Source organism: Mycobacterium lehmannii, assembly GCF_001499925.1.
GTDB classification, from domain to species: domain Bacteria; phylum Actinomycetota; class Actinomycetes; order Mycobacteriales; family Mycobacteriaceae; genus Mycobacterium; species Mycobacterium lehmannii.
Genome location: NZ_LQIR01000034.1, coordinates 324,999 through 349,305, shown reverse-complemented (window position 1 = coordinate 349,305; position 24,307 = coordinate 324,999). Strand labels below are relative to the sequence as shown.

At 68.1% G+C, this 24,307-nt stretch carries 24 protein-coding genes; 8 read left to right on the top strand and 16 right to left on the bottom strand.

Features of this window, described 5'->3' with window-relative positions; genetic code table 11:
- From AU192_RS18600 to rpsB, 3 genes are all read right to left on the bottom strand, one after another.
- On the bottom strand, window positions 1-1,404 hold the full coding sequence (locus AU192_RS18600; protein ID WP_064398760.1) for an amidase: 1,404 nt from the start codon (window positions 1,402-1,404) through the stop codon (window positions 1-3).
- Window positions 1,405-1,517: 113 nt separating this feature from the next.
- Complete coding sequence (gene tsf / locus AU192_RS18595; protein WP_064398758.1) at window positions 1,518-2,333, bottom strand: translation elongation factor Ts; 816 nt, start codon at window positions 2,331-2,333, stop codon at window positions 1,518-1,520.
- A 12-nt stretch (window positions 2,334-2,345) separates the two neighbouring features.
- Window positions 2,346-3,209, bottom strand: a complete 864-nt coding sequence (gene rpsB / locus AU192_RS18590; protein ID WP_064398757.1) for a 30S ribosomal protein S2 — start codon at window positions 3,207-3,209, stop codon at window positions 2,346-2,348.
- Between the two features lie 284 nt (window positions 3,210-3,493).
- Between rpsB and AU192_RS18585 the strand changes: the two genes are divergently transcribed.
- Both AU192_RS18585 and AU192_RS18580 read left to right on the top strand, forming a co-directional pair.
- On the top strand, window positions 3,494-3,994 hold the full coding sequence (locus AU192_RS18585) for a M23 family metallopeptidase (RefSeq protein WP_064398755.1): 501 nt from the start codon (window positions 3,494-3,496) through the stop codon (window positions 3,992-3,994).
- A 135-nt stretch (window positions 3,995-4,129) separates the two neighbouring features.
- A complete protein-coding gene (locus AU192_RS18580; RefSeq protein ID WP_082695065.1) occupies window positions 4,130-5,065 on the top strand; it encodes a TIGR03621 family F420-dependent LLM class oxidoreductase in 936 nt (311 codons plus the stop codon).
- Here the strand turns inward: AU192_RS18580 and AU192_RS18575 are convergent.
- The 7 genes from AU192_RS18575 to AU192_RS18545 all read right to left on the bottom strand — a co-directional run bounded on the left by AU192_RS18575 (window position 5,049) and on the right by AU192_RS18545 (window position 12,107).
- Window positions 5,049-5,936: an alpha/beta fold hydrolase gene (locus AU192_RS18575; protein WP_064398753.1), complete on the bottom strand. Its 888-nt coding sequence runs from the start codon at window positions 5,934-5,936 to the stop codon at window positions 5,049-5,051. The genes AU192_RS18580 and AU192_RS18575 overlap by 17 nt on opposite strands.
- 70 nt (window positions 5,937-6,006) lie before the next feature.
- Window positions 6,007-6,909 carry a tyrosine recombinase XerC gene (locus AU192_RS18570; protein ID WP_064398750.1) on the bottom strand — a complete coding sequence of 301 codons (903 nt, stop codon included), beginning with the start codon at window positions 6,907-6,909 and terminating at the stop codon, window positions 6,007-6,009.
- A 33-nt stretch (window positions 6,910-6,942) separates the two neighbouring features.
- The gene (locus AU192_RS18565) at window positions 6,943-8,103 is read right to left on the bottom strand and encodes a lactate 2-monooxygenase (RefSeq protein ID WP_064398749.1); all 1,161 of its coding nucleotides are present in this window, start codon (window positions 8,101-8,103) and stop codon (window positions 6,943-6,945) included.
- 24 nt (window positions 8,104-8,127) lie between these two features.
- A complete protein-coding gene (locus tag AU192_RS18560) occupies window positions 8,128-8,976 on the bottom strand; it encodes a siderophore-interacting protein (RefSeq protein WP_064398747.1) in 849 nt (282 codons plus the stop codon).
- Between the two features lie 132 nt (window positions 8,977-9,108).
- A complete protein-coding gene (dprA, locus tag AU192_RS18555; RefSeq protein ID WP_064398746.1) occupies window positions 9,109-10,230 on the bottom strand; it encodes a DNA-processing protein DprA in 1,122 nt (373 codons plus the stop codon).
- Window positions 10,227-11,738 carry a YifB family Mg chelatase-like AAA ATPase gene (locus tag AU192_RS18550; RefSeq protein WP_064398744.1) on the bottom strand — a complete coding sequence of 504 codons (1,512 nt, stop codon included), beginning with the start codon at window positions 11,736-11,738 and terminating at the stop codon, window positions 10,227-10,229. Before AU192_RS18550 ends, dprA begins: the two co-directional genes overlap by 4 nt.
- Complete coding sequence (locus AU192_RS18545; RefSeq protein ID WP_064398742.1) at window positions 11,739-12,107, bottom strand: YraN family protein; 369 nt, start codon at window positions 12,105-12,107, stop codon at window positions 11,739-11,741.
- A gap of 137 nt (window positions 12,108-12,244) precedes the next feature.
- Here AU192_RS18545 and AU192_RS18540 point away from each other — a divergent pair, with 137 nt between their 5' ends.
- Window positions 12,245-13,063, top strand: coding sequence for a DUF1206 domain-containing protein (locus AU192_RS18540; protein WP_064398887.1), 819 nt, complete (start codon window positions 12,245-12,247; stop codon window positions 13,061-13,063).
- On the opposite strand, the gene AU192_RS18535 is transcribed toward AU192_RS18540, so the two are convergent.
- Window positions 13,064-13,423 carry a heme-binding protein gene (locus tag AU192_RS18535; protein WP_164673998.1) on the bottom strand — a complete coding sequence of 120 codons (360 nt, stop codon included), beginning with the start codon at window positions 13,421-13,423 and terminating at the stop codon, window positions 13,064-13,066. It abuts the gene before it with no gap.
- Window positions 13,424-13,611: 188 nt separating this feature from the next.
- Here AU192_RS18535 and AU192_RS18530 point away from each other — a divergent pair, with 188 nt between their 5' ends.
- The 4 genes from AU192_RS18530 to AU192_RS18515 are packed head-to-tail and all read left to right on the top strand — an operon-like array spanning window position 13,612 to window position 19,750.
- On the top strand, window positions 13,612-14,628 hold the full coding sequence (locus tag AU192_RS18530) for an iron ABC transporter substrate-binding protein (protein WP_064398738.1): 1,017 nt from the start codon (window positions 13,612-13,614) through the stop codon (window positions 14,626-14,628).
- A 57-nt stretch (window positions 14,629-14,685) separates the two neighbouring features.
- On the top strand, window positions 14,686-16,209 hold the full coding sequence (locus AU192_RS18525; RefSeq protein ID WP_120275710.1) for an ABC transporter permease: 1,524 nt from the start codon (window positions 14,686-14,688) through the stop codon (window positions 16,207-16,209).
- Window positions 16,206-17,255, top strand: coding sequence for an ABC transporter ATP-binding protein (locus AU192_RS18520; RefSeq protein WP_064398734.1), 1,050 nt, complete (start codon window positions 16,206-16,208; stop codon window positions 17,253-17,255). Before AU192_RS18525 ends, AU192_RS18520 begins: the two co-directional genes overlap by 4 nt.
- Window positions 17,252-19,750 (top strand): AMP-binding protein, encoded by a 2,499-nt coding sequence (locus AU192_RS18515; RefSeq protein WP_064398732.1) that lies wholly within the window; start codon window positions 17,252-17,254, stop codon window positions 19,748-19,750. The genes AU192_RS18520 and AU192_RS18515 overlap by 4 nt, the downstream gene beginning before the upstream one ends.
- Here the strand turns inward: AU192_RS18515 and AU192_RS18510 are convergent.
- From AU192_RS18510 to AU192_RS25160, 5 genes are all read right to left on the bottom strand, one after another.
- Complete coding sequence (locus tag AU192_RS18510; RefSeq protein WP_064398730.1) at window positions 19,731-20,534, bottom strand: acyl-CoA thioesterase; 804 nt, start codon at window positions 20,532-20,534, stop codon at window positions 19,731-19,733. The genes AU192_RS18515 and AU192_RS18510 overlap by 20 nt on opposite strands.
- Window positions 20,531-21,751: a CoA transferase gene (locus AU192_RS18505; RefSeq protein ID WP_064398729.1), complete on the bottom strand. Its 1,221-nt coding sequence runs from the start codon at window positions 21,749-21,751 to the stop codon at window positions 20,531-20,533. The genes AU192_RS18510 and AU192_RS18505 overlap by 4 nt, the downstream gene beginning before the upstream one ends.
- A gap of 33 nt (window positions 21,752-21,784) precedes the next feature.
- A complete protein-coding gene (locus tag AU192_RS18500; RefSeq protein WP_420799173.1) occupies window positions 21,785-22,525 on the bottom strand; it encodes an HAD-IIA family hydrolase in 741 nt (246 codons plus the stop codon).
- 64 nt (window positions 22,526-22,589) lie between these two features.
- Entirely contained in the window at window positions 22,590-22,934 is a 345-nt protein-coding gene (locus AU192_RS18495; protein WP_064398725.1) for a heme-binding protein, read from the bottom strand.
- 29 nt (window positions 22,935-22,963) lie between these two features.
- On the bottom strand, window positions 22,964-23,269 hold the full coding sequence (locus AU192_RS25160; RefSeq protein WP_082693892.1) for a hypothetical protein: 306 nt from the start codon (window positions 23,267-23,269) through the stop codon (window positions 22,964-22,966).
- Window positions 23,270-23,570: 301 nt separating this feature from the next.
- On the opposite strand from AU192_RS25160, the gene AU192_RS18485 reads away from it, so the two are divergent.
- The gene (locus AU192_RS18485) at window positions 23,571-24,131 is read left to right on the top strand and encodes a hypothetical protein (RefSeq protein WP_064398721.1); all 561 of its coding nucleotides are present in this window, start codon (window positions 23,571-23,573) and stop codon (window positions 24,129-24,131) included.
- Window positions 24,132-24,307: the final 176 nt, after the last annotated feature.

Below are 24,307 nucleotides of genomic sequence, written 5' to 3'. Positions count from 1 at the left end.
TCACCCCTGAATGCGTGCGAACGGACGCGCTTGCTCGAGTTCGTAAGCCAACTGGAGCAACCGGCCCTCCTGCCCCACCGGCGCGGCGAACATCATGCCGACCGGCAGGCCCGATGCGGACTCGGCGAGGGGCAGCGAGATCGCCGGCTCCCCTGTCGCGTTCTGCAGAGGCGTGAACGCCACCCACTCGACGAGCCGGTCGATGATCGTCTGGTAGTCCAGCGTCGGATCGAGATGACCGATCTCAGGCGTGACGTCGGCAAGCGTCGGGGTGAGCACGACGTCATGGTCCCGGGTGAGGCGCTCGGTGACCTGGCGCATCCGCGACAGTCGCGCGAGCGCCCCCGGCATCCGGTGTAGGTTGCGCGACGCGTGACGGTCGAGTCCGAGGGTCAGGTTGTCGAGGCGCTCACGATCGAAACTGCGCCCGAACGTCGATCGCCCGCCGCGCACGAGCGCGAACGCCAGAAACGACCAGTAGAGCAGGAAGTCGGCCATGAAGTGCGACGGCACGGGGTTGTCGATCACGGTGACCCGGTGTCCGAGTTCCTCGAGCAGCGCGGCGTTCTTCAGCGTGAGCTCGCGCACCTCCGGGCTCGCCTCGCGCGCTATCGACTGCGTACACACCGCGATCCGCAGCCGCTGCGCCCCAGGCCCGGTGATGTTGCCGACGGCAGGCAACGCCGGGTTGCGATACACCCGCTCGATCTCGCGGTAGAACGCCGCAGAGTCGCGCACCGAGCGCGTGACAACACCGTTGGCGACGATGCGAAGCGGCATCTGCCGCAGTTTCTTGTCCAGGGGCAGTCGACCCCGCGACGGCTTGAGACCCACTAAGCCGTTGCAGGCGGCGGGAATTCGGATCGAACCGCCGCCGTCGTTGGCGTGGGCCATCGGCACCACCCCGGCGGCCACGAACGCCGCGGCACCCGACGACGAAGCGCCCGCGGTGTGCTCGGGATTCCACGGATTGCGCACCGGGCCCAGCCGCGGATGCTCGGCCGACGCGCTGAATCCGAATTCGGACATCTGCGTCTTGCCGAGCGGAGCCAGTCCCGTGGCGAGAAACGAACGCGCGAAGTCGCCGTGCGTGCGCTCCGGATGCGGATCCCAGGCGTCGGTGCCGTTCATCGTCGGCATCGTGGCGACCGCGACGTTGTCCTTGAGAAACGACGGAACGCCGTTGAAGTAGCCGCCGTAAGGGCGTGCGGCAGCACGGGCGCGGGCGCGCTCGAACGCCTCGTACGCCAGTCCGTTGAGCGCCGGATTGACGGCCTCGGTGCGGGCGATCGCGGCGTCGACGAGTTCGGCTCGCGACACCGCACCCGCTTGCAGCGCCTCCACCAGACCGACAGCGTCGAGATCGCCCAGGGCGTCGTCGCCGAAGGCGCTTATCCGAGTCATGACGACGACGGTACCAAGTCGTACCGCGGCGGCCGAACAAACGCGCGAGCGCTCACCCTCGTACGTTCCCGGCGTCCAGGCCGTACGACGATGAGCGCTCGCGCCAGAGAGCGTTAGGCCTGGCCGACCTCGAAGCGAACGAAGCGGGTCACGGTCACACCGGCCTCGTCGAGCAGGGCCTTCACGGTCTTCTTGCTGTCGGACACCGACGGCTGGTCGAGCAGCACGACGTCCTTGTAGAACCCGGTCACGCGGCCCTCGACGATCTTGGGCAGGGCCTGCTCGGGCTTGCCCTCGTTGCGGGCGGTCTCCTCGGCGATACGCCGCTCGTTGGCGACGACGTCCTCGGGCACGTCCTCGCGGGTGAGGTACTTGGCCTTGAGCGCGGCGATCTGCAGGGCGACCGCGTGGGCGGCCTCCTTGTTATCGCCTTGGTACTCGACCAGCACACCCACCGCGGGCGGAAGGTCCGCGGCACGCTTGTGCAGATAGGTCTCCACGGTGCCGTCGAAGTAGGCGACGCGACGCAGCTCGAGCTTCTCGCCGATCTTGGCCGACAGGTCCGCGATCACCTGCTCGACGGTGCTGTCGCCCACTTTCGCGGCCTTGAGCGCGTCGATGTCGGTCGCCTTGGCGGCCGCCGCGGCGGCGACGATCTGCTCGGCGACGGACTGGAACTCCGAGTTCTTGGCGACGAAGTCGGTTTCGGAGTTCAGCTCGATCAGTGCGCCGTCCTTGGCGGCCACCAGGCCTTCGGCGGTTGCGCGCTCGGCGCGCTTGCCGACGTCCTTGGCGCCCTTGATGCGCAGCAACTCGACGGCCTTGTCGAAGTCGCCGCCAGCCTCGACGAGCGCGTTCTTGCTGTCGAGCATGCCGGCGCCGGTCAGCTCCCGCAGTCGCTTGACGTCGGCAGCGGTGTAGTTAGCCATATCAGCCTTCTCTTACGGATTCTGGGAGGGTTTCGGTTCGGTCTGGACTTCCGCCTCGGGGGTGCCGGGCGCGGCACCTGCGGCGGTGGGGCTTGCGGTGGCGGTCGCGCTCGCAAGCAGCTCCTGCTCCCACTCGGCGAGCGGCTCGGCAGCGTCGGCGTCCGGCTTGTCACCGTCACGACCCACGCCCGCGCGGGCCTGCAGGCCCTCGGCGACCGCGGCGGCGATCACCTTGGTCAACAGCGCGGCCGAGCGGATCGCGTCGTCGTTGCCCGGAATCGGGTAGTCGACGAGATCCGGGTCGCAGTTGGTGTCCAGGATCGCGATGACCGGGATGTTGAGCTTGCGCGCCTCACCTACGGCGATGTGCTCCTTGTTGGTGTCGACGACCCACACCGCCGAGGGCAGCTTGGACATGTCCCGGATACCACCGAGCGACCGTTCGAGCTTGTTCTTCTCGCGGGTCAGCATCAGGATTTCCTTCTTGGTGCGACCCTCGAACCCGCCGGTCTGCTCCATTGTCTCGAGTTCCTTGAGACGCTGCAGCCGCTTGTGCACGGTCTGGAAGTTGGTGAGCATGCCGCCCAGCCAGCGCTGGTTCACATACGGCATGCCGACGCGGGTGGCCTCTTCGGCGATCGACTCCTGCGCCTGCTTCTTGGTGCCGACGAACATGATCGTCCCGCCGTGCGCGACCGTCTCCTTGACGAACTCGTACGCCTTGTCGATGTAGGTCAGCGTCTGCTGCAGGTCGATGATGTAGATGCCGTTGCGGTCGGTGAAGATGAACCGCTTCATCTTGGGGTTCCAGCGGCGGGTCTGATGCCCGAAGTGGGTGCCGCTGTCGAGCAGCTGCTTCATGGTTACAACAGCCATGAGTCCATGGTCCTTTTCGTCGGTTGATGCCGGCGTCGGGTGACGCCGAGCCCTGGTGACTGCTCGGAATGCCAGAACCCGTCTGGAGACGGGACCGACGGCATCCGGGGGAACGACCTAGTGGAACGGGCCGCGGTGCAGACACGCGAAGTCAGCCCGCGCAAGCGAGCTGCGGTTAGCAGTTTACACCCTGCACAGGCGTGCTTTTTCCACGCCGAGCTGGCTGTCCACAGATTCGCGTCCCCCTCTGGCGCCAGTCGAGCATCTCCCGCTGAGCTGGGGTGATGCGATTGATAGCGCTGGCTTGCGTCGCGCTGGTGTCCGGGCTGGCCTGGGCGGGACCCGTCGCGGCCGAGGACGCCCGGTTGGCCTGGCCGCTGCGGCCGCGCCCAGAGGTGACCAGGGTTTTCGACGCGGCCGAGTCGAACTGGGCGCCCGGGCACCGGGGCGTCGACCTGGCGGGTGCACCCGGCCAACGTGTGCTGGCGGCGGCCGCGGGGACCGTGGTCTTCGCGGGTGAGCTGGCGGGGCGGCCGGTCGTCTCGATCGCCCACCCCGGCGGTCTGCGGACCAGCTACGAACCGGTCCGGGCGACGGTCGTGCGCGGACAACGCATTGACGCGCAGGCGGCGATCGGCGTGTTGGAAGCCGGACATCCCGGCTGCCCGCGCTCAGCCTGCCTGCACTGGGGCGCGATGTGGGGTCCGGCGTCGCGCGCCGACTACGTCGACCCGCTCGCCCTGGTGGTCACCACCCCGATCCGCCTCAAACCAACCCCCGGTTGACTTCCCCTCTTTGCGCGAGCGACCGTGTTCGAACACGACACGCCGCCAGATTACCGCCGTTGCCGCACGCTCGGCCCCGCGCGAGCGTGCGCCTAACGTCGAACCGTGACCACCGATGCTCATCGCAACCGGCCCATGCGTTTCGGGCTGACCGCCGGCCTGCCGCGCACCGGCGAGCAGATGCGCGCGTTCGCCCGCGCCGTCGAGAGTTCCGGTTTCGACGTCTTGTCGTTCGCCGACCACCTCGTTCCGATGGTGCCGCCGTTCACCACCGCCACCGCGGCCGCGATGGCCACCGAGCGGTTGCGCGTCGGAACACTGGTGCTCAACAACGACTTCCGTCATCCGGTCGAAACCGCCCGCGAGGCGGCGGGCCTCGCGCTCGTCTCCGACGGCCGGTTCGAACTCGGCATCGGCGCCGGGCACATGAAGTCCGAGTACGACGCCGCCGGTATTCCGTTCGACGGCGGCGCGGTCCGCGTATCGCGGTTGGCCGAGGCGGCCGAGGTGATCCGCGCGCTGCTCGACGGCCAACCTGTCGATGCGGACCTCCAGCACTACCGGATCCACGCCGCAGCAGGACAGCTGCTTTCGGTCCCGCCCTCGCGCGTGCCACTGTTGATCGGCGGCAACGGAACCCGTGTCCTCGAGCTCGCGGGACGGCTCGCCGACATCGTCGGCCTGGCGGGCATCACACACAACCGCGACGCCACCGCGGTTCGGCTGACGCACTTCGATGCCGAAGGACTCGAGAACCGCATCGCGGTGGTGCGCGAGGTCGCAGGCGACCGGTTCGAGCGCATCGAACTCAACGTGCTGATCCAGGCCGTCGTCGTGACCGACGAGGCGCATCGGGCCGCCGAACAACTGGCCTCCGCACTTGGCGGCGTCTCCCCCGAGCGCCTGCTGACGTCGCCGTTCGTGCTGATCGGCACGTACGAGCAGATGGCCGAACAGCTCACCGAGCGCCGGCGGCGGTTCGGGGTCAGTTACTGGACCGCCTTCGACGAACTTCCCGGGCGGCCCTCGGCGATGCCGGATATCGCTCAGGTGATCAAGCTGCTGCGCTGAGCGTGTCAAGGAACTGCAGCATCGCGGACACCACGACGTCGGGACGGTCCCGCTGCACCCAGTGTGCCGCGCCCGCAACCACTTCGAGGCGCGCCACTGGGATCAGTTCGGCCGCCGCCCGCGCCGCCGCCACCGGCACACTGCTGTCCTTGTCTCCGTGAACGATCAGCGCCGGGCGCGGAAACGTCGCAAGCCGGTCGCGGTAGTCGGTGGCGAGACGATTCCACCGGACCTGATCGCGTTGCCACTGACCGAACGCCTCGAATGCGTGATCCGCTCGGGCCGCCGACAGAATCTCGTCGACCAGTTCCGGAGTTCGCGCAGCGGGGTCGCCGATCAACGCCGGCAGGACCCACGCCATGGCGCGCCTGCTTCGCCCCGACCACCGGCTCACCGCTCGCAGCAGGCCGGTGCGCACCATGGCCCAGGTCAGCGTCTGCCGGAGACCGGACAGTGGCCCTTCAGACAGCCGGGGCATGAACCCGTAGCTGGCCAACAGCATTGCCCCCGTGACCTTTTCGGGCCGGTCCAACACGTGGCCGATCGTCATCCCACCGCCGAGCGACAAACCGCCGACCGCGTAGCCGTCCAGGGCAAGCGCGTCAACGAACTCGCCGACGTAGCCGACCAACCGATCCTGGGTCGAGGGCCACGGCGCCTGCGGACTGTCGCCGTAGCCCGGATGATCGGGCGCGAGTACCCGGTAACCGCCGGCCGCGAGCCTCGGCGCGACACCACTCCACGACAGCGACGCGCTGTCCACTCCTCCCCCGTGCAGCAACACGACCGTCGGCGCGGCGTCAAGGCGCTCGGGTGCCCACTCGAGGTAGCTGACCGGCCCCCACGACAGCCGGACCGTCGACCTCACCACGTGTCCTCCTTTGCGATTTCGGTGCCCGCGGTTGCGCTCACCGCGACCGGCTACACCGAAATCACCGTAGTCACGCGCGGGGGTGGGCCTGGTCGTGGACCGCGCGCAACCGCGCGACCGTGACATGGGTGTATAGCTGCGTGGTGGCCAGCGTGGAATGGCCGAGCAGCTCCTGCACGATACGCAAGTCGGCGCCGCCCTCCAGCAGATGCGTTGCGGCGCTGTGCCGTAACCCGTGCGGCCCGATGTCGGGTGCGCCGTCGACCGCCGCGACGGTCTGGTGCACGACGGTGCGCGCCTGGCGCGGGTCGAGCCGACGACCACGCGCCCCCAGCAGCAGCGCCGGACCCGAGTCAGCGGTCGCCAACGTCGGCCTGCCGCGATCGAGCCACGCCGTCAACGCCTCCTGCGCGGGCGCACCGAATGGCACCGTCCGTTGTTTGTTGCCCTTACCGAGAACCCGCAGCAGCCGCCGCGGCGTGTCGACGTCGTCGATGTCGAGCCCGCACAGCTCGCTGACGCGAATTCCGGTGGCGTACAACAACTCCACGATCAATCGGTCACGCAGCGCCATCGGATCGCCCTGTTCGGCACCCGATTTCGCGGCCGCCATGGCGTCGAGCGCCTGGTCCTCACGCAACACCGCGGGCAGCTCACGCCGGGCCTTCGGTACCTGCAGCCGGGCCGCGGGATCGGTGTCGATCAGGCCGCGCCGCACCGCCCACGCGGTGAACATCTTGACAGCCGATGTGCGCCGGGCCAGCGTCGTGCGGGCGGCGCCGGCGGCGGCTTGCGCGGCCAGCCACGACCGCAGCACAGGCAGACTCAGCGCGTTCAGCCCGACGTCGTGTCCGCGCTCGGCCATGAACCCGAACAGCGACCGAAGGTCGCCGAGATACGCGCGACGGGTGTGCTCGGAGCGGCCTCGCTCCAGCGCGAGGTACTCGTCGAACTCCTCGAGGACGCCTTCCACGACACCAACCGTCGCAGAGTCCCTCGGCAACGCTCAGGTGACGCGCCGCAGCGTGTCCGGAGTGAGATCGGCGAGGGTGGGATAGCCGTCGACGGCCATCGTCAGATCGGCCTCGGCAAGCAGCGATCGCAGCACGTGCACGACGCCGTCTTCGCCGCCGAGCGCAAGTCCGTACGCATAGGGCCGTCCGATCCCCACCGCGGTGGCGCCCAGTGCGAGCGCTTTGACGATGTCGGCGCCGCTGCGGATGCCCGAGTCGAACAGCACCGGCAGCCCGTCGGCCGCCTTCACGACCCCGGGCAGGCAGTCGATGGCCGCCAGCCCGCCGTTGGCCTGTCGTCCGCCGTGGTTGGAGCAGTAGATCGCGTCGACGCCGCCGTCCTTGGCGCGCCGCGCGTCGTCGGGATGACAGATGCCCTTGACGATGAGCGGTAGGTCGGTCAGCGAACGCAGCCACGGCAGGTCGTCCCACGTCAGCGGGTTGCCGAAGAGACCCACCCAGTGCATGACGGTGGCCTGCGGGTTTTCCTCGGGCGGCTGCGGCAGTGCGGCGCGGAACACCGGGTCGCTGGTGTAGTTGGCCAGGCAGCTGCCGCGCAGCTGCGGGAAGTTCGACGTCGACAGGTCCCGTGGCCGCCATCCCGGCACCCAGGTGTCCAGGGTGACGATGATCCCCTTGTATCCGGCAGCCTCGGCGCGGTGGACGAGGCTGGCGGCCAACTCCCGGTCGGTCGGCGTGTACAGCTGGAAAAAGCCTGGCGTATCGCCGAATTCAGCGGCGATGTCCTCGAGCGGGTCTTCGGTGAGGGTCGACACGACCATCGGCACACCGGTGCGCGCTGCGGCACGGGCCGTGACGAGGTCGCCGTGCCCGTCCTGCGCGCAGATGCCGATCACGCCGATCGGCGCCATGAACACCGGCGAGGGCAACGTCATGCCGAACAGGTCGACCGAGAGGTCGCGTTCGCGGGTGGCGCGGAACATCCGCGGCATCAGACCCCAGTTGTCGAACGCGGTTCGGTTGAGCTGCTGGGTCCGCTCATCCCCCGCGCCGCCTGCGACGTAGGAGTACACCGACGGCGGCATGGCCGCTTCCGCCTTGGCCTCCCACTGCGCGAACGTCATCGGCAGCTTCGGCACGATGCCGGAGAGGCCTTGCAGGTAGATCTCGAACTGGTAGTTACCGAACGTCATGCGGCAAGAGTGCCAGGCCGCCAGTCAGGTAGCGGATTCGGCCTTGGCCAGCTCGGCCTTCCATTGGCGGAAGGTCTCTTCGGTGCGGCCGCGACGCCAGTATCCGGAGATCGACGACGCCCATTTGGCCTCCACGCCGCGCTCCTTGCGGATGTAGGGCCGCAGGTTGTGCATGACGGCCTGGGCCTCGCCGTGGATGAACACCTGCACCTGTCCCGGCAGCCACGGGGTCTCTTTGACCGCGGCGATCAGCGGAGCGTGGTCACCGGCCTGATCCTCGGGCACCAGGTCGGCACGCCCGCCCCGATAGATCCACCGCACCTCCACACCGTCGGGCTTCTTCAACGGAACCTCGTCATCGGGCCCGGCGACCTCGATGAAGACTCGCCCGATCGCGTTGTCCGGCATCGCTTCCAGCGCGGCGCTGATCGCGGGCACCGCCGCTTCGTCACCCGCCATCAGATGCCAGTCCGCCGCGGGATCGGGCGCATAGGCGCCGCTGGGACCCATCAGGTAGGCGGGCTGGCCGGGGGTCGCGGCGGCCGCCCAGGGCCCGGCGACGCCGTGGTCACCGTGCACCACGAAGTCGATGCAGATCTCGCGGCGCTCGGGGTCGACGCTGCGCACCGTGTAGGTGCGCACGGTGGGCCGCCGCTCCGGCGGCAGCGACGAGAACGAGTCGAGTGTCAGCGGCTGCGGCAACTGCGCGACATCGATGCCGGGATCGACGATCACGATCTTGACGTAGGCGTCGGTGAACTCGTTCGGGGTGAACGTGTCGAATCCCGATCCGCCGAGAACCAGCCGGATCATGTGCGGTGTCAATTGCTCGGTACGCACCACTTCGAAGGTGTGTATCGGTCGCGCTGCCACGAAGAATCCCTCCCAAAACTCAGCCGGCCTGGTCGACCACACTGGTTCCGAGCCGGCCTCACCGACTATACGAGCGGACGCCGTCGGTCAGGGTTCTACCTCGTACGACCAGCGGCCTTGCCGACAACCGGGTCACCCCGCCGCCAGCTTCCACCTCCCGTCTCGCCCGACCACCAGGCCGGACAACTCCAGGTTCACCAGTGGACCCAGCACCTGACGCGCAGGCAGACCGGATGCGACCGCGACCTCCTCGGCGGTGCGGCCACCCCGGCGCGGAAGCGCGTCGTAGACCCGCTTCTCGATGTCGCCGAGCTCGTCGAGCGGTGAGGCCGGACGTTGCTCCTCGGGTGCCAGTTCACCCATCCTGCCGACCAGTTCGACGACGTCTGCCGCACGCGTGACGATCTGCGCTCCGCTCCGTAGCAGCGCATGGCACCCGACCGACGCCGATGACGTCACCGGCCCTGGCACCGCACACACCGATCGACCGAGCGTCCGTGCCCAAGCCGCGGTGTTGGCCGCACCGCTTCGCGCGCCCGCCTCGACCACGACGGTCGCCCCGGCCAGCGCGGCCACCAACCGATTACGCGTCAAGAACCGGTGGCGCGCGGGTCGCACGCCGGGCGGATACTCGCTGAGAAGCAACCCGTGTTCGGCGATGCGCTGCAGCAGCGCGGAATGCCCGGCCGGATACGGGACGTCGATGCCACCGGCGAGCACCGCGACGGTCACCCCTTCCGCAGCAAGCGTCGCGCGGTGGGCTGCACCATCGATACCGAACGCGCCACCGGACACCACCGCGACGTCGCGCTCCGCCAGCCCGGTCGCGATGTCGCCTGCGACGAATTCGCCGTACGTCGTCGCGGCCCTGGTCCCGACGACTGCGGCGGACCGGAAGGCGACCTCGTCGAGAGCCGCGGGCCCGATCGCCCACAGCACCATCGGGGCATGCGCCTGCGACTGCAACCGGCCCGGAGCGCCGCCTCCGAACGCTGCGAACGACAGTAGCGGCCACTCAACGTCGTCGCTGGTGATCAGCCGGCCGCCGCGGCGCGCCAACACCGCCAAATCGTCGGCAGCACAGTCGATGTCACGACGGGCCTCGGCGTGCCGGTTGACTTCTTCGCCTGCCGAGCCGCGCCGCACCCGCTCCGCGGCTTCCACCGCACCTACCCGCGCCACCAGCGCCACCAGCGCGGGACACGGAGGTTCGACGACCCGCGACAGGTACGCCCAGGCTTCAGTGGTGGTCACGGCAGACCTCCGGCCGGCCGGAAACTCAACGCGGTGGTGACGTCCTCGAGGGTCGGCGATGTCCGGCCCGCCAGGTCGCTCAGCGTCCATGCGACCCGCAACGTGCGATCCATGCCCCGGACGCTGAGTGTGCCGCGATTCAGCGCAGCCTCGAACGGTTTCATCACCGCCGGGGACAGCCGGAACCTGCGGCGCAGCAATGAACCGCTGACCTCGACGTTGGTGCCGATACCGTGTGGCCGCCACCGCTCGGCAGCCGTTGCCCGTGCCGCGGCCACCCGTTCACGCACCACGTCGGTGGACTCACCGTCCTTGGCGACGATCGCGCCTGCGCGTAGCGAGTGCATTCGGACGTGAAGATCGACCCGGTCGAGCAGCGGACCGGAGAGCTTGCCGAGATAGCGTCGCTTCTCGTGGCCGGTGCACACGCAGTCCCGTGGGTCGGGGCGGGCGCACGGACACGGGTTGGCGGCAAGGATCAGCTGGAACCGTGCGGGATAGCGAGCGACGCCGTCACGGCGAGCGAGGCGGATCTCCCCGTCCTCCAGCGGAGTACGCAATGCCTCGAGCACGTTGCTGCCGATCTCGGCGCACTCGTCGAGGAACAGCACGCCACGGTGCGCCCTGCTGACGGCACCGGGCCGCGCCATCCCCGAACCGCCGCCGACCATCGCCGCCACGCTCGACGTGTGATGCGGCGCCACGAAGGGTGGCCGGGTGATCAGCGGGGCATCACCCGAGAGCAGACCCGCCACCGAGTAGATCGCCGTGACTTCCAGCGCCTCGCTCTCCGACAGCGACGGCAGCAAGCCCGGAAGGCGTTGAGCCAGCATCGTTTTGCCGACGCCTGGCGGCCCGGTCAGCATGAGGTGGTGACCGCCCGCCGCCGCCACCTCGACTGCATACCGCGCCTCGGACTGGCCGACCACGTCGGTGAGGTCGGGGACGGGTGCGGGCGGCGAGCACGCCGAGGTGGTGCGAGGCTCGAGGCGTTGTCCGCCTTCCATCCACGACTTCAACTGGCCCAGCGTGCGCACCCCCCACACCTCGATACCGTCGACCAGGCTGGCCTCGGCGAGGTTCCCGGCGGGGACGACGGCCGCCGGCCAGCCTTCCCGCTTGGCGGCCAACACGGCGGGCAGAATGCCCTTGACGGGACGGACCCGTCCGTCGAGAGCCAATTCGCCCAGCAGCACGGTCTTTTCGAGGCGAGGCCATCGCTTCTTCGCGGCAGCCGCCAACACCGACATCGCCAACGCGAGGTCGTAGACCGACCCGACTTTGGGGAGCGTCGCAGGTGAGAGCGCCATCGTCAGCCTGGTCATCGGCCAGTCATACCGAGAGTTCGTGATCGCGGCGCGAACCCGGTCGCGCGCCTCTTGAAGTGCCGCGTCCGGCAGCCCGACCAAGGTGATGCTCGGCAGACCGGAACCGATGTGAGACTCGATCTCGACGATCTGACCGTCGAGCGCGGTCACCGCGACCGAATACGCCCGTCCCAGCGACATCTACCCCACCCCCTGGATGTGGGTGATCTCCGGGCTGCGGCGCCGGCCGATCCTCACCCCGACAACGTCGATGCGCACCTGCGACCATGCGGTCTTCTGGGCGGCCAGCCACAGCCCGGCGAGCCGCCGTAGCCGCCGTACCTTCTGTGGCGTCACCGCCTCTTCGACGCCGCCGAACCGGTCGCTCGTGCGGGTTTTCACTTCCACGAAGACCGCGGTGCGGGCCGAATCGTCGACCGCGATCACGTCCAGCTCGCCGTACCGGCACCGCCAGTTGCGCTCGAGCACCCGAAGCCCCGCCGACCGCAGGTGATCGACCGCGAGTTGCTCGCCCAGCGCGCCGATCTCGGCGCGGGTCCATGAAGTCATGGCTTTACCGTCGAGCAGGACACCGACACATCGGCGGCGCCGCGGTGCCGATGGTCCCCGTCATCCCCAACGCCGGCTTCATCCACAGATCGAGCCGGCACCGTTTCGCCGACGTCAAAAAGGGGGTACACGCCGGCATGACCGACAACTCGTTACACGGAGTCGCCGACCGGGCGACCGACAGCGATGCGTTCGAATACACCGCGCGTGCCGGTTTCGCGATCAGCGGCGTGCTGCATCTGCTCGTCGGCTACCTGATCCTGCGCATCGCCTTGGGATCCGGTGGCAACGCCGACCAGTCGGGAGCGCTGGCGACCTTGGCGCAACAGACGGGCGGCGCAGTGCTCCTGTGGGTCGTCGCCGCCGGACTGCTGGCACTCGGGCTGTGGCGCGTCGCCGAGGCGATCGTCGGCCCGAGGCCTGGTGAGGGCTCGGGCCGTTTCCGCGACGACACACCGGCGTGGAAGCGCGTGAAATCGCTCGGCCTGGCCGCCGTCAACTTCGCGATCGCCTTCTCGGCGGCCCGCTTCGCCATGGGCAGCGGACAGCAGAGTTCACAACAGAACGCCGGCCTGTCCGCGCAGATGATGCAATCCGGTTGGGGCAAGGCCGTGTTGGTCGCGATCGCGGCGGGCTTGATCGTGGTCGGCGGGTACCACGTCTACAAGGGCGTGGCGAAGAAGTTCTTCAAGGATCTGCGGGCTTCGGGCGGCACCGGCGTCACCGCCGTGGGCGTCGCGGGCTACACCGCCAAGGGACTGGTCCTCGCGGGCGCGGGTGTGCTCGTGATCGTGGCCACGCTGCAGGCCGACCCCGCGAAGGCGACCGGGCTCGACGCGGCGGTCAAGACACTCGGGCAGGCGCCGTTCGGCAAGTTCCTTCTCATCCTCGCCGCGGTCGGCATCGCCGCCTTCGGGGTCTACAACTTCGTCCGGGCCCGGTCCGGGCGGATGTGACTATTCGCCCATCGCCTCGAACAGCATCGCCAACTGGCCGGGGCTGACGGCGATCCCGCACTGCGCGCGCATATCGGTCAGCGGTGCGGCGATCCCACGCAGGTCGAGGTACTCGTTGGGATGGGCGGTGAAGTACGCCCGCACGCTGGCGCGGGCAGCATCCGGCGGCTGCGTCGCCGCAGCGGTCAGCACCTCGTTGGCACCCGGGTGCGACTCCAGGTAGCCGCCCGCTTGGCTGAGCACGCCGCTCGCCGTCGTCGCCAACCCGCTGGCCGTGCACGGCGCGGCACTCGCCACGGGGACGGCGCCAAAGGCGCCGGCCGCCACCAGTGCCGCTCCGCATACCATTGCCGATCGCATTGACCTCTTCATCGCCTCGTCCTCCGGTATCTGTGTCGCGAGGCCGACCGCCCCCTGGTTGCAAGCAAACTACCCCGCCGAATTGCTCTGCAAACTGCGGGCGGCGAGGCCGACAAGGTATGTTCGTTAGGTAAACCTCAGCTAAAGATTGCGGCCTGACCTGCACGTACCGCGAAAGGACCCCCTGTATGCGATCACGGTGGAGGCGGATCGCCGCCGTCCTGGCAACCCTCGCGCTGACATCCGGCGCCACGGCTTGCTCGGATTCCGGCGAAAGCGACGAACTGCTGATCTACAACGCCCAGCACGAGTCGCTGACCAAGGAATGGATCGACGCCTTCACCGAGGAGACCGGGATCAAGGTGACCTACCGCCAGGGCGGTGACACCGAACTCGGCAATCAGCTTGTGGCCGAAGGGAAAGCATCGCCTGCCGATGTCTTCCTGACGGAGAACTCCCCGGCGATGGCCGCGGTCGAGCGCGCCGGCCTGTTCGCCGACCTTGAACCCGAGACCCTCGAGCAGGTGCCGCCGCAGTACCGACCGCCGAGCGGCAAGTGGACGGGGGTCGCCGCGCGCAGCACCGTCTTCGTCTACAACACCTCGAGACTGCAGCCCGACCAGCTGCCGAAGTCACTGCTCGACCTGCAGCAGCCGGAATGGAAGGGCCGCTGGGGAGCCCCGCCGACCAAGGCCGACTTCCAGGCGATCGTCTCGGCGCTGCTCCAACTGAAGGGCGAGCCCGCGACCGCACAGTGGCTGGCCGCGATGAAGGCCAATGCCAAGCTCTACAGCGACAACATCGCCACGCTCAAGGCCGTCAACGCCGGCGAGGTCGACGGCGGAGTGATCTACCACTACTACTGGTTCCGCGATCAAGCGAAAACCAAAGAGATGAGCGGCAATACCGCGCTTCACTATTTCAAGAACGAGGATCCCGGGGCCTTCGTCAGCCTATCCGGTGGTGGGGTGCTCGCCTCGACCGACCGAATGGACCAAGCCCAGCAGTTCGTCCGGTTCATCACCGGCAAGGCCGGCCAGGAGGTGCTCGAGAAGGGCACGTCGTTCGAATACCCGGTCGCCAGTGGTGTGCCCGCGAACCCCGCCCTGCCTCCGTTGGACACTCTGCAGGCGCCGAACGTCGACCCGTCGCACCTCGACGCTCAGAAGGTCACCGATCTGATGACGGAAGCCGGCTTGCTGTAAGTGATCGCCGCCGCTCCCCCTGTCCCCCCGCCCGCGGCACCGGTGTCGCGGTCGGACATGACGGCCCGGCCGGGCCCGCTCATCTCGGTCACCGTCGCGATCCTGGTGGCGGCCACCTGTATCCCGCTGGGATACGTGGCCTGGGCGACGGTCTCGGTGGGGTGGACGCGTGCGTACGAACTCGTGGTGCGTCCACGTGTCGGTGAACTGCTCGTCAACACGGTCGCCCTGGTTCTCGTCACGATTCCGCTGTGTGTGGCGATCGGTGTGGGCGCGGCGTGGCTGGTGGAGCGGACGGACCTTCCGGGCCGGGCGCTGTGGCGGCCGCTTTTCGTCGCGCCGCTGGCTGTTCCGGCGTTCGTCAACAGTTATGCCTGGATCGGGGTGATCCCGTCGCTGCACGGCCTGTCGGCGGGCGTGCTGGTCACCACCCTGTCCTACTTCCCGTTCATGTACTTACCGGTCGCCGCGACGCTGCGGCGGCTCGATCCTGCCGTCGAGGAATCGGCACGGGCGCTGGGATCCGGCTCGGCGGGGGTGTTTCTGCGCGTCACGCTTCCCCAGTTGCGACTCGCCATCCTGGGAGGTTCGCTGCTGGTCGGGTTGCATCTTCTCGCGGAGTTCGGCGCGTTTGCAATGTTGCGGTTCGACACCTTCACAGTCGCGATCTTCCAGCAGTTCCAGGCCACCTTCGATGGAGCGGCAGGCAGCATGCTGGCGGGTGTGCTCGTGCTTCTGTGTCTGGCGTTGTTGGTCGTCGAGGCCTCCGCGCGGGGTAACGCCCGGTTCGCCAGGATCGGTTCTGGCGCCCCGCGCGTGAGCGCACCGATTCATTTGCGCCACAGCGTGGTTCCGGCGACGATTGCGCTGACGGCACTGGCTGTGCTGGCCATCGGAGTGCCGGTCGGCACGATCCTGCGGTGGCTGTGGTTGGGAGGTGGCGAGGTTTGGATCGTCGATGACATCATCTCGGCGCTGGGTCAGACCGTCGGATTGGCTTCGGCCGCAGCGGTTGTGACGACTGTGCTCGCGTTCCCGGTCGCTTGGGTGGCCGTGCGCTCGTCCGGCTTTCTTGCTCGCGTCGTCGAAGGCGCCAACTATGTGACCAGTTCGCTGCCCGGCATCGTCACGGCGCTGGCGCTGGTGACCTTCACGATTCACTTCGTGCGCCCCCTCTATCAGAGCCTGACATTGATCGTGTTCGCCTACGTCCTGTTGTTCATGCCCCGCGCGCTGGTCAACGTGCGAGCCGGCCTCGCTCAGGTTCCGCCGAGCCTGGAGGAGGCGGCCCGGTCGCTGGGCAGTTCGCCGACGGCGACCTTTCTCCGGGTGACGCTGCGGCTCACTGCTCCCGCCGCGGCGGCAGGGGCCGCGCTGGTGTTCGTGGCGGTGGCAACCGAACTGACAGCTACCCTGCTGCTCGCGCCCACCGGAACCCGGACGCTGGCGATGATGTTCTGGTCGTTCTCCAGCGAGCTCGACTACGCTGCGGCGGCACCCTATGCACTGGTGCTCGTGGTCCTCGCCATACCGGTGACTTTGCTGCTGTACCGGCAGTCGACGAAGGCGGCGGCACTGTGATCGTCCTCGAAATACACGGGCTGGCCAAGGCTTTCGACGGCCACACGGTGCTCGATCACATCGACCTGGAAATGCAGGCGGGTACCATCACCGCGGTCGTCGGAGCGTCGGGATGCGGCAAGACCACGCTGCTTCGTTTGATCGCGGGATTCGAGACACCGGACGACGGGACGATCGTCATCAGCGGACGCCAGGTCGCGGGTCCGGGCGGTGCCCTCGCACCGCACCGGCGCGCGATCGGTTACGTCGCCCAGGACGGCGCACTGTTTCCGCATCTGACCGTGGGGCAGAACATCGCATACGGCTTGAACGGATCGCTCCGCCGAGCCGAGATTCGCGGCCGGGTCGGCGAATTGCTCGAGACGGTCTCGTTGGATGCCTCCTTCGCAACACGCCGACCGCACGAACTGTCGGGCGGCCAGCAGCAGCGGGTGGCCCTTGCGCGGGCGCTCGCCCGCAAACCAATCGTGATGCTGCTCGACGAACCGTTCAGCGCCCTCGACACCGGCCTGCGCGCGTCAACGCGAAAAGCCGTAGCCCGCCTGCTGATCGATGCCGGTGTCACCACGCTGCTGGTCACCCACGACCAGGAGGAGGCGCTGTCGGTGGCCGATCAGGTCGCTGTCATGCGCGACGGGCGGTTCACGCAAGTGGGCCCGCCGCAGCAGGTGTACCGGCATCCGACCGACCATTTCACGGCCGCATTCCTCGGCGACTGCGTATCCCTCCCCTGCACGGTCACCGACGGTATCGCCGAATGCGCGCTGGGACGAATCCCCCTGCACGGTAGGGGAACTGCACCCACGGGCCCCGCGACGCTGCTTCTCCGGCCCGAACAGCTTGTCGCCAAGGTGGTTTCCGACACCGAGCGGCTCGAGGGCGTCGGGACCGTGCTGGCCGTAGAGTTCCTCGGCCACGACGTGCTGTTGACCGTCGACCCCGCCGGCGACGCGGACCCGATCATCGTGCGCCAGCACAGCCTCGATCCACCGCAGGTCGACACCAAAGTCCACATCCAGGTGGTCGGAAGCGGAGTCGCGCTGTGACCAACCCCCTGATCGAGCACCTCCGCGGCTACGGCGACAACGTCGCGGTGCACACCGATACGCAGCACATGACCTATGCCGCGCTGGCCGACCGGGTTGCTGCCGCGATGCCCGACCTCGGCGAGAGCAGACGCCTCGTGCTCCTCGAAACGCGCAACGACATCGACACGCTCGTGCACTATCTCGCCGCGCTCGCGGCTGACCATGTGGTGCTTCCCGTTCCAGGCGGACGGGAGCACTCGACGATCCTGCGCACCTACGAACCCGACACCGTCGTCGGCGACGGGGTGATCCACCATCGCCGCAGAGGCGGAGGGCGCCGCCTGCACGAGGACCTGGCGATGCTGATGTCGACGTCCGGCACCACCGGATCACCGAAGCTCGTGCGGCTCTCCCGCGACAACCTGCTGTCCAATGCCTGCGCGATCGCGCGCTACCTCCATATCGATGAAACCGACCGTGCGGCGACCACCCTGCCGATGTCCTACTGCTATGGGCTCTCGGTCGTCAACAGTCACCTGCTCCGCGGCGCCGGTCTCATTCTCACGGATCTCTCGGTGACCGACGAGCGGTTTTGGGACCTGTTCCGCCGCCATCGCGGAACCTCGTTCGCAGGTGTGCCCTACACGTTCGAACTGCTCGAGCGGATCAAGTTCGACGCGATGGAGCTGCCGGACCTGAGGTACGTGACGCAGGCCGGTGGGCGCATGCCGCCTGAGCGCGTCCGGCGGTTCGCAGAACAGGCCCGAAACGGCGGCTGGCAGCTGTTCGTCATGTACGGAGCGACCGAGGCGACCGCCCGAATGGCTTATCTGCCACCTGAATTGGCGCTGTCGCGACCCGAGGCCATCGGCCGGCCGATACCGGGCGGTTCGTTCACGATCGAATCGACCGCCGAAGGAGCGGACGACGCCGTGGGCGAACTCGTCTACCGCGGACCCAACGTGATGATGGGCTACGCCCGCGGCCCCGACGACCTGACCCTCGACAAGACCGTCGAATCGCTGCACACCGGCGATCTCGCCCGCCGCGCTCCCGACGGGCTCTACGAAATCATCGGTCGCACCAGCCGGTTCGTCAAGATGTACGGCTTGCGCGTGGATCTGCAACGCATCGAGTTCGCATTGAGCGCCCGCGGTATCACCGCATTCTGCACCAACGACGACGACCGCCTCGTCGTCGCGGCGGCCGGCGCGCACAGTGAACGCGATCTCCAGCGCATCGCGGCCGAGGCCGCCGGCGTACCGGCATCGGCCGTACGCGCAGTCGCAGTGGACGAACTGCCGCTGCTGGAATCCGGCAAACCCGACTACCAAACCGTCCGCGAACTCGCGCGGGGCCCAGACACGACGTCGACCACCGACCTGCGCGAGGTGTTCGCCGACGTGCTGCAGCTCGACCCGGCGGCGGTCGACCCAAACGCGAGCTTCGTCGATCTCGGAGGGAACTCGCTGTCGTATGTGGCGATGTCCGTGCGACTCGAGCGAGCGCTGGGCCAGCTGCCCGCCGGATGGCAGCAGCGGCCGCTTCGCGAACTCGAGAGGCTGGTCAAGCGGCCGCGGACGCGGTGGCGACTGTGGGACGCGACGCTGGAAACCAGCGTGGCGTTGCGGGCTGTGGCGATCATCTTGATCGTCGGTTCGCATGCCGAGTTGTTCGAGCTGTGGGGCGGCGCTCATCTGCTGCTCGGCATCGCCGGATACAACTTCGGCCGGTTCTGCCTGACCCCGGTGTCGCGCACCAAACGGGTCCGCCACCTGCGGAACACCATCGGCTGGATCGCGGTGCCTTCGGTGGTGTGGGTGGGCATCGTCCTGCTGTGGACGTCGGATTACACCTGGACGAACCTGTTGCTGGCCAACAAGATTCTCGGTCCGCACGACAGCATGACCGCAGGCCGCCTGTGGTTCGTCGAGATTCTGGTCTGGACGCTGGTCGCTCTGGCGCTGTTGTTCTGCATTCCGGCGATGGACCGGGTCGAGCGTCGGCGTCCGTTCGCGGTTGCCGTGGTGTTCCTGGTCGCCGGGTTGGCGTTGCGCTACGACGTGCTCGGGCTGGACATGGGCCGGGATGCCTGGTTCACCATGCTCGCGTTCTGGTTCTTCGCCATCGGCTGGGCGGCATCGAAGGCCGGCACAACCTTGCAGCGGGTGCTGCTGACGGCGGTTCTGGCGGTGGCGCTGTACGGCTACTTCGACAGCACGCTGCGAGAGCTTCTCGTGTTCGGCGGTCTCGCCCTGGTGATCTGGTTGCCCACCATCCGCTGCCCCGCGGCGCTGACCGTGGCGGTCGGTGTTCTCGCCGAGGCCTCGCTGTACACCTACCTCGTCCACTACCAGGTGTATGCGATGTTCCCCGGCCACCCCGCCGTCGGCGTGATCGCTTCGCTTGCCGTCGGCATACTGCTCACCTATCTGGTGACGATGGCGCGTCGAGGGCTGCGGGTACGCCGCAGGCAGGGCGCCTCGGCAGAGCTCAATCCCGCTCCGCGATAAGGCCTTCCTGCGCCAGCGTGGCGACGATGACCCCGTCGGCGCGGATCAGGTTCCCGGTGACAACGCCCCTTCCCCGTGCCGCGGCGGGCGAGGTCGTCTCGAGCAGGTTCCACTGGTCGGCGAATACCGGTTGATGAAACCAGATCGACGAATCCGTGGTCCCGCTGCGGTGCGTGCGCGCCCGCATCGAATGGCCGTGAACCTGTAGCGCGGGATCGATCATGTACACGTCGCACACATAGACCGCGATCAGGGTGTGCACGATCGGATCGTCCGGAAGCGGCACTGTGGCGCGCCACCAGAGACGGCGGACGAACTCTCCAGAGGAGCTGTCGTCGACGATCCTGATGTCGAGTTCCTCGAGCGGCATCGACGGCGCGGGCCCGGCGGGACCGGTGCGCGGTAAGGACTCCGGATCGTACAGCGCGGGGAGTCGACGCCCGTGCTCCGGGCCGCGGGTGGGCACGGCGAAGGACACCGTGGCCGTGGTCAGAAGCCGTGTCTGCTGCCGGGATTCCACACGGCGGGCCGAGGACGTGCGGCCGTCGAAGACGCGTGCGACGGTGTAGTCGACGTCGTCGCCCGCCTCTCCGCCGCGCAGGAACTGCAGGTGCAGATTCGTCGGCAACCGGTCTCCGTCGACGGTGCGGCAAGCGGCGGCCAGGCTCTGCGCGACGAACTGACCGCCGTAGGCGCGTTTGCCCGCAGGGCCGCTCGCCGGCCCGACCCAACCGTCCGCCTCCGTCCCGGAGCGCAGCTCGAGCAGGTCGAGCAGCCTGCTCATCCCGCGCGTCCCGTCGCCACCGCGCCCGACGCGACCAGGCCGTCGACCTGATCGGCGGTCAGCCCCAGCCACTCGCCCAACACGGCGACGGTGTCGTCCCCCAGCGCCGGCGACGCGACCGCGGGCGAATACTGTCCGTCGATCGAAATCGGGAGCCCCGGCGCCAGATAGCTGCCGATCCTCGGCTGGTCGAGCGACGTGAACAGCGGGTTGTCGGTGACCCTGTCCTCGGTGGTCGCCTCGGCGAAGGTGCGGTAGCGCTCCCACAGCACCGAGGTCGCCGACAGCGCGGCGCTGATCTCGTCGCCGGTGTGTGCGGTGAACCATTCGGCGAACAATCCGCTCAACGCGTCGCGATGCACGAACCTCTGCCCTTCGTCGGAGAAGTCGGCACCCAGCGTTTCTGCCAGCGCGGCAACCGCTTTCGTCGTACCGGTGAGCTCGGTGAGATCGCGAAAATGCCGACCGGTCAACGCGACGACCATGAACGACACCCCGTCGCTGCTGACGAAGTCCTGGCCGTACTGGCCGTACACCGAGTTGCCGATGCGTTCGCGTGCGGTGCCGTTGACCATGACCTCGGTGAAGAAGCCGAGGTTGCCCGCCGTCGCCAGGGCGACGTTCTCCAGGGGGATGCCGATTCGCTGGCCTTCTCCGGTCACGTCGCGGTGCCGCAGCGCGGTCACGACGGCCAGCGCCGTGTAGAGGCCGCATGCGACGTCCCACGCCGGCAGCACGTGGTTCACCGGTGTGGCGAGTTCGGCTGGCCCGGTGACCAGAGGGAAACCGATACCCGCGTTGACCGTGTAGTCGACCCCGGTGCCGCCGTCGGCGCGACCGGACACCTCGACATGGATCAGGTCGGAGCGAAGCGCTTTGAGCGTTTCGTATGAATGCCATTCGCGCCCGGCCACATTGGTGATCAGGATCCCGCTACTGGCGATGAGCCGCTTGATGAGGTCGCGGCCTTCGTCGGAACGCACGTCAGCGGCGACCGATCGCTTACCCTTGTTCAGGCCCGCCCAGTAGATGCTCTCGCCCTCGCCGGTAACGGGCCATCGGCGGTAGTCGGCGGCGCCGCCGATCGGATCGACCCGCGTCACCTCCGCCCCGAGCTGGGCCAGCGTCATCCCGGCCAGCGGGACGGCGACGAAGCTGGAGATCTCCACAATGCGCACGCCGGCCAGTGGCCGCGTCGCCTCGGATGTGCTGGTCATCGGGGTCAGTTTAGGCAGCGGCCCCGTCGCGACTCACACCAGTTCGATCGCTTCGGCGATGGACGGCAGCACGCGGCTGGGCCGGAACGGGTACCGCTCGACCTCATCGACCGTCGTCGACCCGGTCAGCACGAGGATCGTCTCCAGGCCCGCCTCGATCCCCGCGACGACATCGGTGTCCATTCGGTCGCCCACCATGACCGTGCTCTCCGAATGGGCCTCGATCCGGTTCAGCGCGCTGCGGAACATCATCGGGTTGGGCTTGCCGACGAAGTACGGTTCGCGGCCGGTGGCCTTGGTGATCATCGCGGCGACCGACCCGGTGGCCGGTAGCGGCCCTTCCGCGGACGGCCCGGTGACGTCGGGGTTGGTCGCGATGAACCGAGCCCCGCCGAGGATCAACCGGATCGCCTTGGTGATGGCCTCGAACGAGTAGGTCCGCGTCTCGCCGAGGACCACGAAGTCCGGTTCGACGTCGGTCAGCGTGTAGCCCGCCTCGTGCAGCGCCGTGGTCAGCCCCGCCTCACCGATGACGTACGCGGATCCGCCCGGCAGCTGGTCGGTGAGAAACGATGCGGTCGCCAGTGCGGAGGTCCAGATGGACTCCTCGGGCACGACCAGGCCGGACCGCTTCAGCCGGGCGGACAGGTCGCGCGGCGTGAAGATCGAGTTGTTGGTCAGGACCAGAAAGGGCCGCTGCAGGTCGACGAGCCGCTGGAGGAACTCGGCGGCGCCGGGCAGCGCGTGTTCCTCGCGGACGAGGACCCCGTCCATGTCGGACAGCCAGCACTTCGGTGTGTCGCGCACTGTCCCAGTGTGTCAGTTCCGCTCGCGCTCGTTAGCCCATCGGCAAGTCGGGCATCGCAACGTCGCAGCGGGCCCGGAAGTCGAACGCGGCCTGCCGGACCGCCCGCAGCTCGTCGCGGACCCGCGGATTCGCGTCCAGGTACGCCTTGATCTCCTGCGTCATCTGGTCCCTGGGTTTGCCCTTCAGACCGGTGAAGAACGCGTTCACATCCGGATGCGTGAACAGGTATGACGATGTGCCCGCGGAGACTCCGGACATGACGCCGGCCAAGTCGGCGGCCGTGCAGTTCGGCGGATCGGCGGCGGCGGGTGCGGCACCGAAGAGGATCGCGCCGACGAGCACACCAGCGCCGACAGCACTGCGTCGCAACAACATTGACAACTCCTTACTCGGATGGTGACGTGCTAACGCGGGCCGGGACCACCGCCGGGGCGGCCCGGTCGACCGATGTCTATCCCGGGGGGACCCGGGTCGAGGATGATGTCGACGCCCCAGTCGTCGCTGCAATACCAGGGGTCGGCGCAATAGCCGGGGTAGGCGGGACCGGCCTGCGGGGCGCTGGGCCCTCCGCCCCGGACGGTACCTTGCGCGCAGACGGTGGCCGCCCCCGCGTTCGTGCAGTCCGCCGACGCGACGGGAGCGAGAGCGACAGCGACCGGCGCCACCGAGATCGAGAGCGCTGCCAGCAGGCAGCTGTGGGTTGACCTCATGGCCGCCTCCCTTCTCGTGATCGGATGGCACACCGCGGCCCGGTGGCCGTGCCGCCTTGGCAATACCGGCAGCGTAATTGGACAGCAGCACTTCGTTTCTGAATTCGCGATTCTGCGCTGTTTTCAAACGCTCGCGCCTTTCGTCACGAGGATAGCTCCGCTAATTAGTCAGCCACCAAGTTCCGGACGGAAGCAGTTGGCGGAGATGGCTGGCGCATTGGCCGAATAGCCTGCGAGAAATCGTTCGGACCAGTTCGAGCAGTGCTACTGTCCGCTCACGTAGCGACATTAGGGGAACGCCATGGCAGCCGACCACCGTGATTGGACCAAACCCGCGGCGATGGCCATTCCTGAAACCGGCTATTTCGAACTCGAACGTGGCCGTTACGGCCCCGTCTTTCCGAGGACGCCGGCTTGTTACGGCTTCTCGATCATCGCGAAAGTCAAAGAGGGTCGAGAGGCCGCCGTCCGCGCGTACGGCAAGCAGATCGAAGAGGCGGTCGCGGGCAGCCCCGACGTCCTGGCGCCACTGCGTCTGCACTACTTGCGGTGGGTGTTGTTCGACGTCGGCTCGGGCCTGCACTTCCAGTACCAGGGCATCTTCGACACCGATTTCGACAAGTACACCGAAGACGCCGTGCAGTTGTTCAGCCAGACCGGTATCACCACCGTGTTCACCAACCTCGAGGGGTTCCCCGAGGACTGGCGCGAGAATCCGGAGGCGTTCGTCAAATTCGTTCGCGAACACCATGTTCCGAGCTTTCTCGAGTATGGCGAGTACCCGTACGTGACAGCCGACGAGATCAAGAAGGCGTTGCGCCTCAAAGCGGCGTTCTCCACCATGCTCGACCAGATGCAGTGACGGTCATGAGCACGGCGGATCCATTGGCCGCGGTGCACACATACATCGCAGCCTTCAACGACGGCGATCAGGCCTACCTGGTGCTCCCCGCGACCATGACGTTCAGTGTCGGAGGCACGCAAGTGACACAGGATGGTGCGTCCTTCACGGGGGCGCTTGGCCGGTCGGCTTCGGGC